This is a genomic window from Methanomassiliicoccales archaeon, from assembly GCA_013415865.1.
GTDB lineage: Archaea > Thermoplasmatota > Thermoplasmata > Methanomassiliicoccales > UBA472 > MVRC01.
The window spans coordinates 352,585-368,021 of the sequence record CP058896.1 but is presented as its reverse complement, the minus strand read 5'-3'; the positions used below and the strand labels follow the sequence as shown (position 1 = coordinate 368,021).

Annotated in this window: 18 protein-coding genes; 7 read left to right on the top strand and 11 right to left on the bottom strand. The window is 57.4% G+C overall.

Features of this window, described 5'->3' with window-relative positions:
• Nucleotides 1-52: 52 nt before the first annotated feature.
• The 9 genes from cobB to cbiT are packed head-to-tail and all read right to left on the bottom strand — an operon-like array spanning nt 53 to nt 7,066.
• Nucleotides 53-1,399, bottom strand: a complete 1,347-nt coding sequence (cobB, locus tag HPY73_01815) for a hydrogenobyrinic acid a,c-diamide synthase (glutamine-hydrolyzing) (GenBank protein ID QLH74311.1) — start codon at nt 1,397-1,399, stop codon at nt 53-55.
• A 3-nt stretch (nt 1,400-1,402) separates the two neighbouring features.
• Nucleotides 1,403-1,984, bottom strand: coding sequence for a cobalt-precorrin-7 (C(5))-methyltransferase (locus HPY73_01810; GenBank protein QLH74310.1), 582 nt, complete (start codon nt 1,982-1,984; stop codon nt 1,403-1,405).
• Nucleotides 1,981-2,985: a cobalt-precorrin-5B (C(1))-methyltransferase gene (locus tag HPY73_01805; GenBank protein ID QLH74309.1), complete on the bottom strand. Its 1,005-nt coding sequence runs from the start codon at nt 2,983-2,985 to the stop codon at nt 1,981-1,983. Before HPY73_01805 ends, HPY73_01810 begins: the two co-directional genes overlap by 4 nt.
• Nucleotides 2,982-3,647, bottom strand: a complete 666-nt coding sequence (locus HPY73_01800) for a precorrin-8X methylmutase (protein QLH74308.1) — start codon at nt 3,645-3,647, stop codon at nt 2,982-2,984. Before HPY73_01800 ends, HPY73_01805 begins: the two co-directional genes overlap by 4 nt.
• On the bottom strand, nt 3,595-4,389 hold the full coding sequence (cobJ, locus tag HPY73_01795; GenBank protein ID QLH74307.1) for a precorrin-3B C(17)-methyltransferase: 795 nt from the start codon (nt 4,387-4,389) through the stop codon (nt 3,595-3,597). Before cobJ ends, HPY73_01800 begins: the two co-directional genes overlap by 53 nt.
• Entirely contained in the window at nt 4,358-5,224 is an 867-nt protein-coding gene (gene cbiG, locus HPY73_01790; GenBank protein QLH74306.1) for a cobalt-precorrin 5A hydrolase, read from the bottom strand. The genes cobJ and cbiG overlap by 32 nt, the downstream gene beginning before the upstream one ends.
• On the bottom strand, nt 5,221-5,934 hold the full coding sequence (locus tag HPY73_01785) for a cobalt-precorrin-4 C(11)-methyltransferase (GenBank protein ID QLH74305.1): 714 nt from the start codon (nt 5,932-5,934) through the stop codon (nt 5,221-5,223). Before HPY73_01785 ends, cbiG begins: the two co-directional genes overlap by 4 nt.
• Before the next feature lie 2 nt (nt 5,935-5,936).
• Nucleotides 5,937-6,542: a cobalt-factor II C(20)-methyltransferase gene (locus HPY73_01780; GenBank protein QLH75606.1), complete on the bottom strand. Its 606-nt coding sequence runs from the start codon at nt 6,540-6,542 to the stop codon at nt 5,937-5,939.
• Complete coding sequence (gene cbiT, locus HPY73_01775) at nt 6,542-7,066, bottom strand: precorrin-6Y C5,15-methyltransferase (decarboxylating) subunit CbiT (GenBank protein ID QLH74304.1); 525 nt, start codon at nt 7,064-7,066, stop codon at nt 6,542-6,544. Before cbiT ends, HPY73_01780 begins: the two co-directional genes overlap by 1 nt.
• Nucleotides 7,067-7,218: 152 nt before the next feature.
• Between cbiT and HPY73_01770 the strand changes: the two genes are divergently transcribed.
• Genes HPY73_01770 through HPY73_01740 form a run of 7 tightly spaced genes read left to right on the top strand, consistent with a single transcriptional unit; the run spans nt 7,219 to nt 13,774 of the window.
• Nucleotides 7,219-7,851 (top strand): bifunctional precorrin-2 dehydrogenase/sirohydrochlorin ferrochelatase, encoded by a 633-nt coding sequence (locus HPY73_01770; GenBank protein ID QLH74303.1) that lies wholly within the window; start codon nt 7,219-7,221, stop codon nt 7,849-7,851.
• Entirely contained in the window at nt 7,835-9,127 is a 1,293-nt protein-coding gene (locus HPY73_01765; protein QLH74302.1) for a glutamyl-tRNA reductase, read from the top strand. Before HPY73_01770 ends, HPY73_01765 begins: the two co-directional genes overlap by 17 nt.
• Nucleotides 9,096-10,076: a porphobilinogen synthase gene (gene hemB, locus HPY73_01760; protein ID QLH74301.1), complete on the top strand. Its 981-nt coding sequence runs from the start codon at nt 9,096-9,098 to the stop codon at nt 10,074-10,076. Before HPY73_01765 ends, hemB begins: the two co-directional genes overlap by 32 nt.
• Nucleotides 10,073-11,350 carry a glutamate-1-semialdehyde 2,1-aminomutase gene (hemL, locus tag HPY73_01755; protein ID QLH74300.1) on the top strand — a complete coding sequence of 426 codons (1,278 nt, stop codon included), beginning with the start codon at nt 10,073-10,075 and terminating at the stop codon, nt 11,348-11,350. Before hemB ends, hemL begins: the two co-directional genes overlap by 4 nt.
• On the top strand, nt 11,347-12,228 hold the full coding sequence (hemC, locus tag HPY73_01750) for a hydroxymethylbilane synthase (protein QLH74299.1): 882 nt from the start codon (nt 11,347-11,349) through the stop codon (nt 12,226-12,228). Before hemL ends, hemC begins: the two co-directional genes overlap by 4 nt.
• Complete coding sequence (gene cobA / locus HPY73_01745; protein QLH74298.1) at nt 12,225-12,983, top strand: uroporphyrinogen-III C-methyltransferase; 759 nt, start codon at nt 12,225-12,227, stop codon at nt 12,981-12,983. The genes hemC and cobA overlap by 4 nt, the downstream gene beginning before the upstream one ends.
• Nucleotides 12,980-13,774 carry a uroporphyrinogen-III synthase gene (locus HPY73_01740; GenBank protein QLH74297.1) on the top strand — a complete coding sequence of 265 codons (795 nt, stop codon included), beginning with the start codon at nt 12,980-12,982 and terminating at the stop codon, nt 13,772-13,774. Before cobA ends, HPY73_01740 begins: the two co-directional genes overlap by 4 nt.
• Before the next feature lie 21 nt (nt 13,775-13,795).
• On the opposite strand, the gene HPY73_01735 is transcribed toward HPY73_01740, so the two are convergent.
• Both HPY73_01735 and cbiQ read right to left on the bottom strand, forming a co-directional pair.
• Entirely contained in the window at nt 13,796-14,611 is an 816-nt protein-coding gene (locus tag HPY73_01735) for an ABC transporter ATP-binding protein (GenBank protein ID QLH74296.1), read from the bottom strand.
• The gene (gene cbiQ / locus HPY73_01730) at nt 14,599-15,339 is read right to left on the bottom strand and encodes a cobalt ECF transporter T component CbiQ (protein QLH74295.1); all 741 of its coding nucleotides are present in this window, start codon (nt 15,337-15,339) and stop codon (nt 14,599-14,601) included. The genes HPY73_01735 and cbiQ overlap by 13 nt, the downstream gene beginning before the upstream one ends.
• Nucleotides 15,340-15,437 lie beyond the last annotated feature (98 nt).

The window sequence follows — 15,437 nt, the reverse complement described above, 5'->3', positions numbered from 1 at the left end:
ATGGACGAGAACAGCTCCGATCGCAACCCCCATCTGGCACATTTTTCAAGGCTCATCGTCTTGAGTGCTCAACGCATCTTTCAACGAACCTTCTCGCAGCCTTGGGCGCCGAACCAAAATGGAGGTGAAGGTATGAAGCAAGGATGTTCTCATGGCACAGCCCGTCGAGCCCCCCGACGATCCCCTTGTCCTTGTCCAGCTCGTAGCTCATCTCGCCCTCCACCCTGGTCACCCTGGAGTAGTGGAACACATGCCCCCTGAGCTCTTCACCCGGGTCTGAGAGCAGGTTGGGCCTCAATGTCCTAGCCCTCACGTATCCGAGCGCCTGGAGCCTTTCTGTCATCTCCACCTCGGCATCAAAGATGCCCGTCATCTTGTAGGTACGTCCATGCAGGTCCCTCAGGGATGAGCACATGTACATAAGGCCACCGCATTCGGCATATATCGGCATCCCATCATCAGCGGCCCTCCTCACTCCGGCCATCATCCTAAGGTTGGAGGAAAGACCCTGAGCGAAGACCTCGGGATATCCTCCCCCGAAATAAAGGCCGTCCACATCCGGAAGCTCATCCGCCAAAGGTGAGAACTCGATGATCTCCGCCCCCAACGACCGAAGTATCTCAAAATTATCCACGTAATAGAAGTTGAACGCTGCATCCAACGCTACGCCGATCCTGCATCTCTTCAGTCCTGACGGCATGTCATCTACCACATCTTCGATGTTCTTTGCGGACCTCGCTATCTCAATGATCCTTTTGACATCCAGATGCTCCTCGACCAATGCTCTCATGCCCTCGTAGGCAGGAGAATTGTCCCCCTCCCTGGCAGGTATGAGGCCCAGGTGCCTGCTCTCCAGCCCGATGTCCTTGGCCTTAGGAAGTCCTCCAAGGCACTCGACCCCCCTCAATGAAGATTCCAACATCGAAAGATGTCTACGGCCGCCCACATTGTTGAAGACGACCCCGGCGATCTCGACATCCTTGTCATACTCTTTGAAGCCCATCGCCACGGCACCAAGGCTCCTGGCCGATGATGAGGCGTTGAGCACCAGCACCACAGGGCAGGAGAGGAGCTTTGACAGGTGTGCGCTGCTGCCCTCCTCCGAGATGCCATCGTATCCATCATAGAACCCCATCACCCCCTCGATGACCGAGATGTCCGCGCCTTTTGAGGCCCGTAGGAAAGAGCTCATGACATAAGAAGGGAACATCCAGGTATCGAGGTTCCTCGACCTTCGAGAGCACACCATGTCATGGTGCATCGGGTCTAGGAAGTCGGGGCCGACCTTGAATGGCTGCACTTCGAGACCTCTGGCCTTGAGCGCCGCGAGGAGACCGAGGGTCACGGTCGTCTTCCCGACCCCGCTCCTTTCCCCTGCGATCATCACCCTTGGCCTCATTGCTCACACCTTTACCACTACGACCGAGAAGAGGCCCGAACCGGGGACGGGCGGACGGGAAGGGGTACCGACAGAGATGCACTCGCTAGGATAACCGAGGTCCTCGCATATCGCGATCTCGCAGTCCGCTCCAAAGAGCATCAGGTCAGATGCGAGCTTGTCCACCTTGAAATCAGGAGAGGTCAGGATGAAGGCGATCCTCCCCTTGCTCATCTCCTTCATCACTTCATCCGAGACGTCCATGTCCTTATCGCCATGGGCATCGATCACGACCGCCCTTGTCAAGGGGAGCTTCAGCCTCGAGAATGCCAACTGTAATGAGGAAATCCCTGGCACGACCTCGAGGCCTAGGTGGCCAAGACCTGCCAGCATCGGATCTCCGGTGGAAAGGACCACCGAATCCTCCGGGAGACCTGAAAGGTCGGAGAAGTCCGTCACAGGGTGCACCTCACAGTCTGAAGGGATGTATGTGGATGCGATCTCTATCGCCCTTCGGGAGCCGTAGACATTTTTCGCGGCCTTTATCCTAGCGACCGCCTCCTCGGTCATCATACCAGGACCACAACCAACACCTACGACGATCATCCGCTGTCCCCCATAACCCTTCCATCCCTGTCGATGATGACCACCCTGTGGCCTGGATGCACCTCCTTGAACCTTGCAAGCGCCTTGCGGATGGCCACATGCCCCCTCTCGGAGCAGACCAGCTCCTCAACGGTCATAAAACCCGTGCCCTCAAGGACATCTGGTTCTATGAACTTCATGATGAGCGCGGGGAGGCCGTACAAGGTCAGGCGACCCGATGCGGCGGCGAACGCCTCGGAGATGTTGGCCCCCACCAGCACCACCTCTGAACCTGGAAAGGCCATCCTCGCGAACCTGAGACCGACCCGTCCTGTGGTGATCACGACGTCCCCCCCTTGAGCGACCCTTGCCATGGCATCCTGGCCAAGGTGGTCGTCCCAAGGCTCGACCAGGCCGGTCGAGCCGAGCACCGATATCCCACCGATGATGCCCATCCTAGGGTTCAGGGTCCTTTCGGCCCTGACCTCTCCCTCCGGCACCTCGAGGTGGACCTTTGCCCCTCGCATTCCGATGGCCTCGCAGGCCTCTGAGATGGCGTTGATGATGCAGGTCCTCGCCGAATGACTTATAGCTGGTTCCCCTTTCTTGAAGCGAGGGGTGTCCCGGTCCCACCGTCCGATGCCGGTCCCTGTCTCTAGCATCACCTCATTTGAAGGCCCTTCGAACCTCGCCCTGAACAACAGATTGGCCGTTGCGTCTTCAGGATAATCTCCGGGGAACTTTGCGCAAATACCCGTCCCTTTCCAGCCTATGGCCGGGACCTCGAACCTCAAAGAACAGGCGAGCTTCACATCTACCATGTCAACATCCTTCGTCGTCGACAGGACAGCGGCCTTGCACGCCGCCGCCGCGGTCGTTCCTGTGGTGAACCCTCGCAGCTTGACCGAGCCATCGGAGAGAAGGACCGCAAGCCCTCTTTTCACATCTGCCAGGGCCTCATCGTCCTTGCATCTCGACACCCATTCCTCTGGATATTCGAATCCTGATACCGGGTCCTTCATGTCATTCTCCGCTCTGCGTACATCGTGATGATCTCGTTCATCGCCGCGACGGCGACCGGGGTCCCGCCCCTAGTCCCAAAGGTGGAGATCGATGGGACCTTCCTCCTTCTCAGCTCCTCTTTCGATTCCGCCGCGTTAACGAACCCGACAGGACAACCGACCACCAGGCCGGGGACCGTCCCCGAATCGATGATCTCGCACAGGCTCAACAGGCAGGAAGGGGCGTTGCCAACCACGATTATGGAACCATCCAGCTTGTCCCTCAAAGCAAGCATGCCTGCGCTCGTCCTCGTCATCCCTGTTCTTAAGGAGATCTCCCCTCCATGGTCCAACAGGCAATCCACCCTGGAGGAATGACCTTTTTTCTGGATCCCTACCTGTACCATGCGGATGTCGGCATATATTACCGCTCCGCGCTCAAGGGCGTCGATGCCCGCTGAGACCGGACCGTTCTCGAACCTCAGAAGTTCGGCCATTGAAAAATCCCCAACCGCGACCGAGCACCTCTGCCTGATCCTGTCCTCAGGCGTCGAATCCCCAATGGTCCTTCTCGCCAAGGCCCTGCTCCTGCTCGAAATGCTGTAGCCTTCTGCCGTGTCCGCACCCAGATCAATATACGTACTTTCTGTGGTAGCCCCTTGGCGTGATGAATCCTTTGACATGGTCTCCCTCCTTGATCATCCTCGTCCCCTCCCCGCCCACGATGACGATCGAATGCATGTCGACGGCGCTATCGTCCTCCAATAGACGACCGAGCGTGGTATAGGTGACGCTTTGTCCCTCTCTGTAAGCATTCCTGACTATGCCCACAGGACGGTCTGGCCCTGCATGACGTATTGCGAGCGTCAACGCCTCCCGAAGATTATCTGGCCGGTTCCTGCTCTTTGGGTTATAGATGGCCACAGGCACTCCCATCTGGAATGCGAGGTCGGCCCGCCTCATCATCACGTCATGGGGGGTCAGCAGGTCAGAGAGCGAGATCACGACGAAGTCCCCTGACAGCGGCGACCCCATGAGGGATGCCGCCGCGGTCGCCGCGGTCACGCCCGGGACGACCTTTACCTTGAGACCGGGGCACTCGCTCTCGGCAACCTCAAGGATTATGCTCGCCATCCCGTACACGCCGGCGTCCCCGCCGCTGAGCATCGCGACCTTTTTCTCCTTTGCCAGACGGACGGCCTGTTTTGCCCTTTCGACCTCTTTTCCCATGGCAGAGCTTATGACCACCTTATCATTGAGAAGGGAGGACATCTGGTCCAGGTACATCCTGTTCCCTATGATGACCTCTGCCGACTCTATGGCCTCCCTGGCCATGGGCGTAAGGTTCGCCATGTCTCCTGGGCCGGTGCTGACTATATACAATGACGCGCCCTCATCTTGCGATCGCGACCGTGACATTTCCATAAGCTCTCCTCTCCAAGATCAGTTCCTTCCTTTTCGCAAGGGCCAGAGCTGCCGGTTCGGCGACACCGATAAGGCCTATCGCGGCCGCCTTGGACCTTGACGCTACATCCTGCCTGTTGATGGTATCGTCATCGATGAAGAACAAGGGCCCCCCCAAGGTCCTCGCCGCATCGGTAATTCCCTTCTCGTCGTACTTTTTTACCGTCGTGGCATACGCCAGCACGTCTGACCTGCCAAGTCCTTTCGATAAAAGGGATGCGTCCACCGCCTGGACAATCTCGTCGGCATCTGTACCTCTGTTACAACCTATGCCGACGACATGGTCGCCATGACCGGCGATGACCGAGACCCCACCGTCGATAAGGACGACCGACGGTCCAGCGATCCTGTAAACGGGCACATCGCCCTGCAGAAAAGAGGCGTTGACCTTGACCGTGGAGGACGTGTTCACCACCGAGCCACCATGCCTTCTCGCTATATCCTCCACCGAGTCCTTTCCGAGCGCATCCGTCGCCGTCGTGATTACTGGCTCTACTCCTATGGATGCTAGCTTCTTGGCGGTCTCGTTCCCTCCGTGATGGCCACCTGCGATCGGGATGGCAAAGCGCAGGTCTGGAGATACCACGACCACGGCGGGGTCGGACCATTTGTCCTTCATCAAGGGGGAGATCTTGCGGACCACGATGCCGCAGGCCATGATGGCAACGATCACCTTGCGCTCATCGAACATCTCCTCAAAAACGTCCTCAGAATAATCCAGCACATCGGCGTCCAATACCTTTGCGACCTTGGCAGCCTCCTCAGGCCTTTTGATATGGACGACGGCCGTTCTCATGAGTACAGCACCGACCTCTCGTACCTTTCCATCGGGTCGACTATGCCTCCGATCAAAATGAGCGCGGACCGGGTTATGCCCGCCCTCATCGCCTTCTCCGCTATATCGCCGACACATCCTTTGACGATGACCTGGTCTGGCCATGAGGCATGATAGATGACCGCCGCTGGCGTCTCCCTAGGACATTCCAGCTTTTCTACGATCTCAGGGAGCTTGTCCGTCCCCAGGAAGATGACCATGGACGCCCCCATCTTCGAAAATGCGGCTATGTCGTCCTTGTCCAGGGTGTCACCGGCCGGTCTGGTGACTATCAACGACTCCGAGACGCCCTTCAGGGTGTACTGCGTCTTCAGCGCGGCCGCCGCCGCGAACATCGAGCTGACGCCTGGCACGACCTCCACATCGACCCCGAGCTTCTGAAGCTCCGCGATCTGCTCGACTATCGAACCATAGATAGATGGGTCGCCAGAATGGAGCCTTACGACCAGCTTTCCTTCCTTGGCGGCATTGGCCATGAGTGGCACCATCTCCTCGATCGACATCCCCCAGCTGTCCAATTTGACCGATGCCCTTGACCTTCTTACAAGCTCAGGATTGACCAGGGAGCCGGCATAGACCAGAACATCTGCGTTGACGAGCAGGTCGTTGCCTTTCAGTGTAATGAGGTCGGGATCGCCCGGGCCAGCTCCGACGAAATGGACCCTTGGCACGGTCACCGCCTCGCAAATAGGACCGACATATAATCACATACCTCTGGCATATCGGACTCACCGTAGATCTTTTCACCATCCATATACATCCTCTCGGCGAGGACGAATTCCTTGAAACCCTCCTTCCTGAGCTTTTCGACCGTCTCCCTCGGTCTTCTCACCTTCAACAGCACCCTGCACGCCTTCTCCGAGCCATCTGACACCTCCAGCCCAGAGTTTACGGCCACGCCCATCTTCGCTGCAAAGGCCGTTATCGAGCTTATTCCAGGTTCGACCGTGCACTCGATGGAGGGATACCTTTGCTTCAAAATGGTATAGAGCCTGCCATATGTGGAAAAGAAGCTCGGGTCGCCAAGGATCCCGAGCACGGCCGTCCCGTTAAGGGCGTACTTTGCTATCCTGTCGGAGTTGCGCTCCATGGCCTTGGTTATCGCATCCTCATCATTGGTCATCGGGAAGTCCAAAAGCTCAGGGTCGACATAGGGGAGCACTATCCTTCTGGCAATCTCACCAGGGACGAACACCTTGTCGGCCGTTCTCAACAATCTAGCGCCCCTGACCGTTATCAGCTCGCTGTCCCCGGGCCCAAGCCCCAACGCCACCAGCATCATCTCACCTTTCCGACTATCACAAAAACAGGGTCTATCGGCCTGAACATCACCGACCCGCCGATCTCATGGGACCTCGCAACGCTGACCTGGACCACCTCTTCAAAGATTTCGAGCTCCTTCATCGCATCGATCGCCCTGCTGAGCGTGCTCACCATCACAGCGTTCATGACGACCCTCCCTTTGACATTGCGGACCAATGCCTCAAGGACAAGCTCAAGGTCCTTCGACCCTCCTACAAATGCCCCGTCAAGTGCACCAAGGGAGGGGATCACGTCTTTCGCATGACCCTTGATCACCTCGACGTTGTCCGATCCGCTCTCTATGACATTTGCTCTGGTGGCCGTTATGGCCTCATCGCGGTTGTCGACGGCGAACACCTTTTCACAGGTCCTCGCAGCATGGACCGAGACCTTTCCCGTACCGCAGCCGACATCGACGATCCTGTCCCCCTTCTTCAGCCCCAGCTTGAAGAGGGAAACGGCCATTACTTCATCCTGAGTAGGTCCCCCGCTCACTTTCATACGAACTAGTTGGATGTATAATCCAATTTTTTATTTATATCTATTGGATGTATAATCCAACTAAATTAAATACTAACATGGATGATACCGCCTCCTATCTATCCCGCATATTTCACATAGTGAGAAGGCCATCGCCTAGGGGCGTTCATAGCATGTTGCCGCTCTTCATAGATATGAGATTACGAAAGGTAGTCGTCTTCGGGGGAGGTCAGGTAGGCCTCAGGAAGGCGAGGTTCTTTGCAAAAGAGGCCGACGTCGTGGTGGTGAGCCGTCATTTTTGCGAAGGGTTCGATACCTCTGAGGTCCAGATCGTGGAAGAGGACGCCCTCGAACGACTTGTGGAATGGGTCGGCTGGGCCGATGTCGTCATCGCGTGCACAGATGACGATGCGGTGAACAGCGCGATCGTGAACCAGGCCGTCGCAACCGGGAAACTGTATAATTGTTCAGACGGCAGGTCGAACTTCTTGATCCCCTCGGTCGTCGAGAGGGACGGTTATACGGTCGCCATATCGACCTTTGGAAGGAGCCCGGCGATGGCCAAATATCTCCGGACCCTCCTGGATGAGGAGCTTGGACCTGAGCATGGCAGGATGGTCCTCCTGCAGGAGACACTGAGGGAGGAGGCCAAACGGCTCATCCCCGACCAGAAGAGGAGAGAACAGCTGCTATGGGATGTCCTGAAGGACGAGAGGATATGGCAGCTCGTGAGGGAGGGGGAGATGAAGAAGGCCATGACGGCCGCAAGAAGGAGGATGGTGAAAGGGGATGGACAAGATCCTTAGCGTGCACATCACCCACAAGCAGGTCGACATAGGTAAGCTTGAACTGATCGGGTCGCAGAATGTTGACCACCTTCTTTTGACATTGAGCAAGCTGGATGGGGTCACTGAATGCGTTGTGCTCAAGACCTGCAACCGCGTCGAGATGTATGTGGCGACGAAAGATTGGGAGAAGACGAGGAAGGCCATGGAGGCGATGGTCTCCTCCTTCATCCCCTTCGATTCAGACCAGAACCTGGTGCAGTTCCTCACAGGGTCGGACTCCGTCCGCCACCTCCTCAGGGTGTCGTCAGGGCTGGAGTCGATGATAATAGGTGAGGACCAGATCCAGTCCCAGGTGAAAGAGGCGTTCGAGCATGCGGAGAGGGCCGGCCACATAGGTCCGGTCCTTTCGGTGGTGTTCAGGAAGGCCATCAGCGTTGGGAAGAAGGTAAGGACCGAGACGAAGGTCAACAAAGGATGCGTCTCCATAGGCTCCGCGGCGGTCGAGCTGGCGGAGGAGAAGCTGGGCACCCTGTCCGGAAAGAAGGTCCTTGTGATAGGGGCGGGCGAGATGGCCACATTGATAGCCAAGCACCTGGTGGGCAAATCGCCGGAGGCGGTCTTCGTATCGAACAGGACCTATGCCAGGGCGGTCGAGCTGGCCTGGGTGTTGAACGGTAAGGCGGTCAAGTTTGACTTCCTGCACGAGTTCCTTGCCCAGGCGGACGTCGTCCTTTGCGCGACGTCCGCGACGCATATGATCCTTGAGAGCCGGCATATAAAGAAGGCCATGGAGGCCCGGGCCGACAAGAGGATGCTGATAATCGACGTCTCCTTCCCTAGGAACGTTTCCTTGGACGTCCGCGATCTGGAAGGCGTTGAACTGTATGATATTGACGGCCTCCGGGGCGTCTCCGAGGCGAACATCCTCAGGCGCAGGGAGGAGATGAAGAAGGCCGAGCGGATCATCATCGAGGAGCTGGCACTTCTTGACAGGAAGCTGGACGAGATGGAGGCCTCAAGGATAGTGAAGATGATGTTCGGCAAGTATTCGTCCATCAAGGACAAGGAGGTCCGTAAGGCGATAGCAAGGGCCAAATGCGGTCAGGACCCGATCGAGAAGGTGATGGAGGAATTCGGGACCGCGCTGATGGGGAGGTTCCTGGCCTGCCCGACCGAGTCCCTCAAGGCCGCGGCCAGGAACGGGGACGACCGTTTCTTCGAAGCAGCCAGACAGATGTTCGAGCTCAAGGAGGAGGAAGGAGATGTACCCGCAGAGCAGGATGAGAAGGCTTAGGGGACAGCAAGGACTGAGAAGGATGGTCTCAGAGACGGCCCTAGCCGCAGACGACCTCATCTATCCGCTGTTCGTCGACGAGAATGTAAAAAAGCCTAGGGCGATCACCTCGATGCCAGGGGTGATGGCGCACCCCCTATCGCTCATAGCAGGGGAGGCCAGGTCGGCTCACGACCTCGGGATACCTGCCGTCCTCCTTTTCGGGATCCCAAAGGTAAAGGACGAGAGGGGGAGCGCGGCCTTTGACGAGCAGGGCGTAGTGCAAAGGGCGGTGAGAGAGATCAAGGCGGAGGTCCCCGGCCTCATCGTCATCACCGATCTTTGCTTATGTGAGTACACCTCCCATGGCCATTGCGGGGTGCTGAGGTCCGGAAATGTGGACAACGACGCCACCAATGACCTATATGCCCTGACGGCGATCTCCCAGGCGGAGGCCGGCGCTGACATGGTCGCCCCGTCCGGTATGATGGACGGGCAGGTTAAGGCGATCAGGGAGGGCCTGGACGAGGCCGGCCTCGATATGGTGCCGATAATGGCCTATTCTGCCAAGTACGCCTCTGCCTATTATGGCCCCTTCAGAGATGCCGCGGAGAGCGCCCCTAAGTTCGGGGACAGGCGGACCCATCAGATGGACCCAGGCAACGCACGCGAGGCCATGAGAGAGATGGAGCTCGACCTGTCCGAGGGGGCGGACATATTGATGGTCAAGCCGGCCCTTGCATATCTGGATATCATAGCTATGGCGAGGAATAGGTTCGACGTCCCGATCGCGGCCTACAACGTGAGCGGGGAATACTCGATGGTAAAAGCCGCTTCCGCCAAAGGCTGGATCGATGAGAAAAGGGTCGTCATGGAGACGTTGACCTCGATAAGGAGGGCTGGAGCAGATATGATCATAACCTACCATGCCAAAGATGCGGCCAGGTGGCTCCTGGAGGGCGAAGGATGAGGTCGGAAGGGTCGGCTGCGTTATATTCCGAGGCCAAGAGATACCTACCAGGCGGGGTTTCCAGCCCCGTGAGGGCTTATGGCCCCTATCCCCTGTACATAAAGGCCGGTAAAGGCCCAATGATCTACGATGTGGATGGGAATGAGTACATAGATTATTGCATGGGCTTCGGCCCCCTCATACTAGGTCATGCCAGAAAGGAGGTCGTCGATGCCCTCAGGGCCCAGCTGGACCTCGGGACGCTCTACGGCGCACCGGTAGAGAAGGAGCTTCATATGGCAAGGTTGCTGCATCGTCACTACCCATCCATGGAGATGATGCGGTTCGTCAGCTCCGGTACCGAGGCCACCATGCACGCGATACGCCTGGCAAGGGGTCACACTGGCAGAAAAAAGTTGATTAAGGTCGAGGGGGCCTTTCATGGCGCCCACGACCCCGTGCTCGTGAGAGCGGGGTCAGGCGCCACCACGCACTGCGCCCCTGACTCGCTAGGGATCCCTGATGAGGTGACGAGGAACACATTGCTGGTCCCCTACAATGACATCAGGGCTGTGAGAAGGACTCTCCTCGAGAACAAGGGCGAGGTCGCGGCAATGATATTGGAGCCCGTGATCGGGAATGCCGGCCCGATCCTTCCGAAAGATGGGTATCTTCAGGAGCTGAGGGAGCTGACATCGCAGCATGACGTCCTTCTGATATTCGACGAGGTGATCACAGGTTTCCGCCTTGCGATGGGTGGGGCGCAGCAGTACTTCAACGTAAGACCGGACATCACGGTCCTAGGCAAGATCGCAGGTGGGGGGCTTCCCTTCGGGGCCTTCGGGGCATCGTCCGAGATCATGTCGAGCGTCTCGCCATTGGGCAAGGTCTATCAGGCAGGCACCTTCTCAGGCAACCCTCTCAGCCTTACTGCCGGCATCGAGACAATATCGGTCCTGGAAAAGGAAGGACACGATGGACTGTCCCATCAGGGAGAGAGGATGAGAAATGGCCTGAGGTCCATCCTGGACGAGCTTCATCTCGGTTTCCAGGTCGTCGGCATCGGTTCGATGTTCCAGATCTTCTTCACGGAACAGGAGGTCAATGATTATGCCGATGCGAAAAGGTGTGACCCGTCGTTGTTCAAGAAGATGTTCGACCACCTTCTGGAAAAGGGCATCTACCTTCCGCCGTCGCAATACGAGACGAACTTCCTTTCCACAGCGCACACGGCGGAGGTCATCGACCGTACCCTTGATGGCTTCGCAGAGGCGCTCAGCGAGGTATTCCGATGATCATCGGGACGAGGGGGTCCAGGTTGGCGGTCTCTCAGACAGAGATCGTCACCTCGAAGCTCGGAAAAAAATTTCCAGACCTGCAGATCGAGGTAAGGCTCATATCGACCACGGGCGACAGGGTGCGGGACAGACCATTGAGGTCGCTGGGAGGGTTCGGGGCCTTCGTAAAAGAGCTGGATGACAGGATCCTGTCAGGCGAGATCGATGCCAGCGTCAATTCGCTCAAGGACATGCCGGTGGTCTGTACCGAGGGAACAAGGATCGCCGCAGTGCTCCCTAGGGGGCCGGTGGAGGACGTCATCATCTCAAAACGCCCATTGGAAGAGCTTCCCAGAGGGGCCGTCGTCGGTACCTCTAGCGTGAGGAGAAGGGCGATGTTGCTCAACGTCAGGCCGGACCTCGTCATCAAAGACCTCCGCGGCAATGTCACGACCAGGCTGTCCAGGTTGAGAGAGGGAAAATTTGACGCGATAGTCCTGGCCAAGGCCGGGCTCGAACGATTGGAGGTCGATTGTGAGGCCTTTGTCCTGGACCCCACGATCTTCATACCGGCAGTGGGACAGGGCGCCATCGCTATAAGTTGTGCAAACGGCTCGAAGCATTTTGAGACCCTGTCAGCGCTCAATGACACTGAGACAAGGCTCTGCGTGGAGGCGGAAAGATATGTGCTGTCCGGAATGGGCGGCGGATGCTCGGTCCCCATCGGGATATGGGCCGTGAAGGAGCTCGACGCTCTGCGCATGAGGGGCATCGTGCTCGCTGAGGACGGTTCAAGGGCGTTCAGGCTCGACAGGCACCTGGACGTGGAGAACCTGAAGGTCGGGCTAGACAGGTTTGTGAAGGAGATGATGATGGGTTGGGAGGACATCAGATGAGATCTTGCGAAAGGACAGGAGAGGTCTACCTGGTGGGCGCGGGCCCAGGCGACCCCGGCCTGATCACGGTCAGGGGCCGGGAGCTCATAACAAAGGCGGACGTGATAGTGCACGATTCGCTCATAGGGATGGAGCTACTGGAAGCTGCGAGGGAGGACGCCGAGGTCATCGACGTTGGAAAGAGGGGCGCCCATCACAAGGCCGAACAGCCAGATATCAACAGGTTGCTGATCGAGAAGGCCTTGGAAGGAAAAATGGTGGTCCGTCTCAAGGGAGGTGATCCATTCCTATTCGGCAGGGGAGGTGAGGAGGCCGAGGAGCTGGTCAGGCATGGGATCAGGGTTCATCTGGTCCCTGGCGTCACTTCCTCCATCGCCGTGCCTGGGCTGGCGGGGATACCCCTCACTCACAGGGACCATGCGTCGATGGTGACGATAATGACCGGGCACGAGGGCCTGCACAAGGATGAGGAGGTCATCGATTATTCTTTGCTCGCAAGGCTCGGCGGTACGATAGTCATCATGATGGGCATGTCAAATCTGGAAAAGAACATGTCCCGCCTCATCGAGGGAGGGATGGACCCTACAACGCCAGTGTCTGTGATCGAGAAAGGGAGCACACCGGAACAGAGGATGGTGTCCGCCGATGTCGCCACCATAGCACAGAGATGTAAGAGCCTCGGGGTCGGTGCCCCCGCGGTAGTGGTGGTCGGGGGGGTCGCATCGCTGTGGAAGACCTTGGGGGACCTTTCATGAAGCTTGCTATAATGAGGACCAAGGACAAGGCCGAGGAATCGGTCGCGATGGCTAGGGAGATGGGCTTCGAGGTGATGTTCGCATCTCCCCTGGAGCTGGAGGAGCTTGACACACCTGCCTTCTGGCGGTTCGTAGAAGAGCTCGAGGCGGGGAGGGTGGGCAGGGTCATGGTCACAAGCTCTACCGCAGTGAAGTACATGTTCAAGCTCTTGGAGAAAAGGGGGAAGGCCACGTCCGTCTTCACCTTGTTGAACAGAAGAGGTGTGATAGCCATCGGGCCCGTCACGGCAGATGCCGCCAAGGCCAAATGGCTCAAGGTCGAGGCCGTGCCGGAGAAGTTCACCTCCGATGGCCTGGTGAGACTGCTTGAGGGAAAGGTCTCGAAGGACGAGACGGTCTGGGTCATCAGGTCGGACCAAGGCTCCGATGTCATAAGGAAAGGGCTGGAGGCGATGGGGGCGAAGGTCGAGGAGGTACCTGTGTATGCGTTGAGGAGGTCCGAACCGGACCGTGCGCTGCTGGACATGTACTATTTCACTGTGCATGGAGGCATTGATGCCTTTGCCTTCACAAGCTCCATGTCCGCAAAGGCGTTCATCGAGGAGGGCGAGCGGAAATATGGCGTCAGGGAGTTCGGGACATCGCTGAACGCCGCCATCATAGGTGCGATAGGGGAGCCAACGAAGAGGACGCTGGAATCGATGGGCATAGACGTCGACGTCATGCCGAAGGATGCGACCTTCGAGGGGCTCCTAAAGGCCCTGATGGACCATATCCGGCAAAGGGAATGAGGGCAGATGTCATCCCCGACCTCAGGCCCAGTCGTCCTTGAGCAACAGCTCCAACGATTCCTCGACGGTCATCGGGGGTCTGAAGTTCTTTTTTGTCGCATCACGCCATCTCATCATGAGCCTTGAGAACGACGGGAGCTCAAGGTTCGCCTCCCTGAGCACCTCATCGTTCTCGACAAGACCGCGGAAATCACCGTCGTAGATCACCTTTTTCTTGAGCACCACGACCCGCTCGGTTAGCTCGAAGGCCACGCCCAGGTCATGCGTCGCCAACACGAAACCTTGAGGTATGGAATGCAATATGTTCACAAGGTCCCTTCTTCCTTGGGGGTCGAGGTTGGCCGTCGGTTCGTCGAGCAATAAGATAGGGGGTGACATTGCCAGCACGCCGGCGATCGCCACACGTTTCTTCTCTCCGATAGAGAGCCTATGAGGCACCCTGTCCGAGAACCCTGATATGCCCGCCTGTTCCATCGCCCTCGCGACACGGTCCTTGACCTCCTCTTCTGCAAGCCCCATGTTGATAGGGCCAAAAGCGACGTCCTCCCAGACAGTGGGCATGAATATCTGGTCGTCAGGGTCTTGGAAAAGGAACCCGACCTTCCGTCTCGCCTTCACCGCATCATGTTTTGTGAGCTTTGTCCCGCCTATCTCCACCGTTCCTTTGCTTGGAAGATAGAGCCCTGCCATGAGGTGCAGCAGGGTGCTCTTTCCCGCCCCGTTTGGGCCGACGAGGGCCACCCTCTCACCCTCTCTCAACGTGAAGCTGATATCCTCGAGAGCATACGGGCTCTCAGGATATCTGTACCAGACGTTCTGAAGCCTCACAGCGTCCATTTGAATGCCCCCATCTGGATCGCCAACAAAATGACCGTGATGGATATGAACACGGCCGCTAGGGCGATATCCCTGGCCCCCACCTTGAGGTCCTCTATCGTCCTTATCTCGCCTGTATAGCCTCTTGAAAGGAGGGCATCATATATCCTGGTGGCCCTGGAGTTCGACCTGACAAAGACCATGCCGATAGTATATGAGATGGTCTTGAACGCACCCTTGTCGAGAAGGCTCCTTCCTCCCTGAAATCCTCGGGACCTCCGTGCCATCCTCATCCTTGATAGCTCGTCCGTCAGAAGGAATATGAACCTGTATGTGAAAAGGACAAGGTTGCATATGACCGGAGGCACCTTGAACCATCTTAATGCCCTCAAGGTCCCGAAGAACGGCGTCGAAGATATCACCAGTAATAGGGCAAGGACCGATGCGGACACCCTCATTGCCATGGCAAGGGCGTTCTCTATACCAGAGGTCAACAACATTGTAATGAATGCAAAAAGGACGAACGGAAATGCCAGAAGATAGACCTCCGCTATATGCCTCATCGGGACCCCGGACAGCTCGACCATGATGATAGCGAAGATCAATGCCAGATATAATGCCGTCAGGTCCTTCAGCAAAGCCACGGCAGATATGAAGAGGATGGCAGAGGCGAGCTTGACTCGAGGGTCGAACTTAAAGAAACGTGAATTTTTTGCATAGCGGTCGACCTCATCATGATCCAGGCTCATTTCTTACCTCCTCAGCCAACGGTAAAAGACCACTTCCGATAGCGGTGGGCGCATCGAGCAAGCTGTGAACCGATACGCCAGTATATATCTCTTGTTAC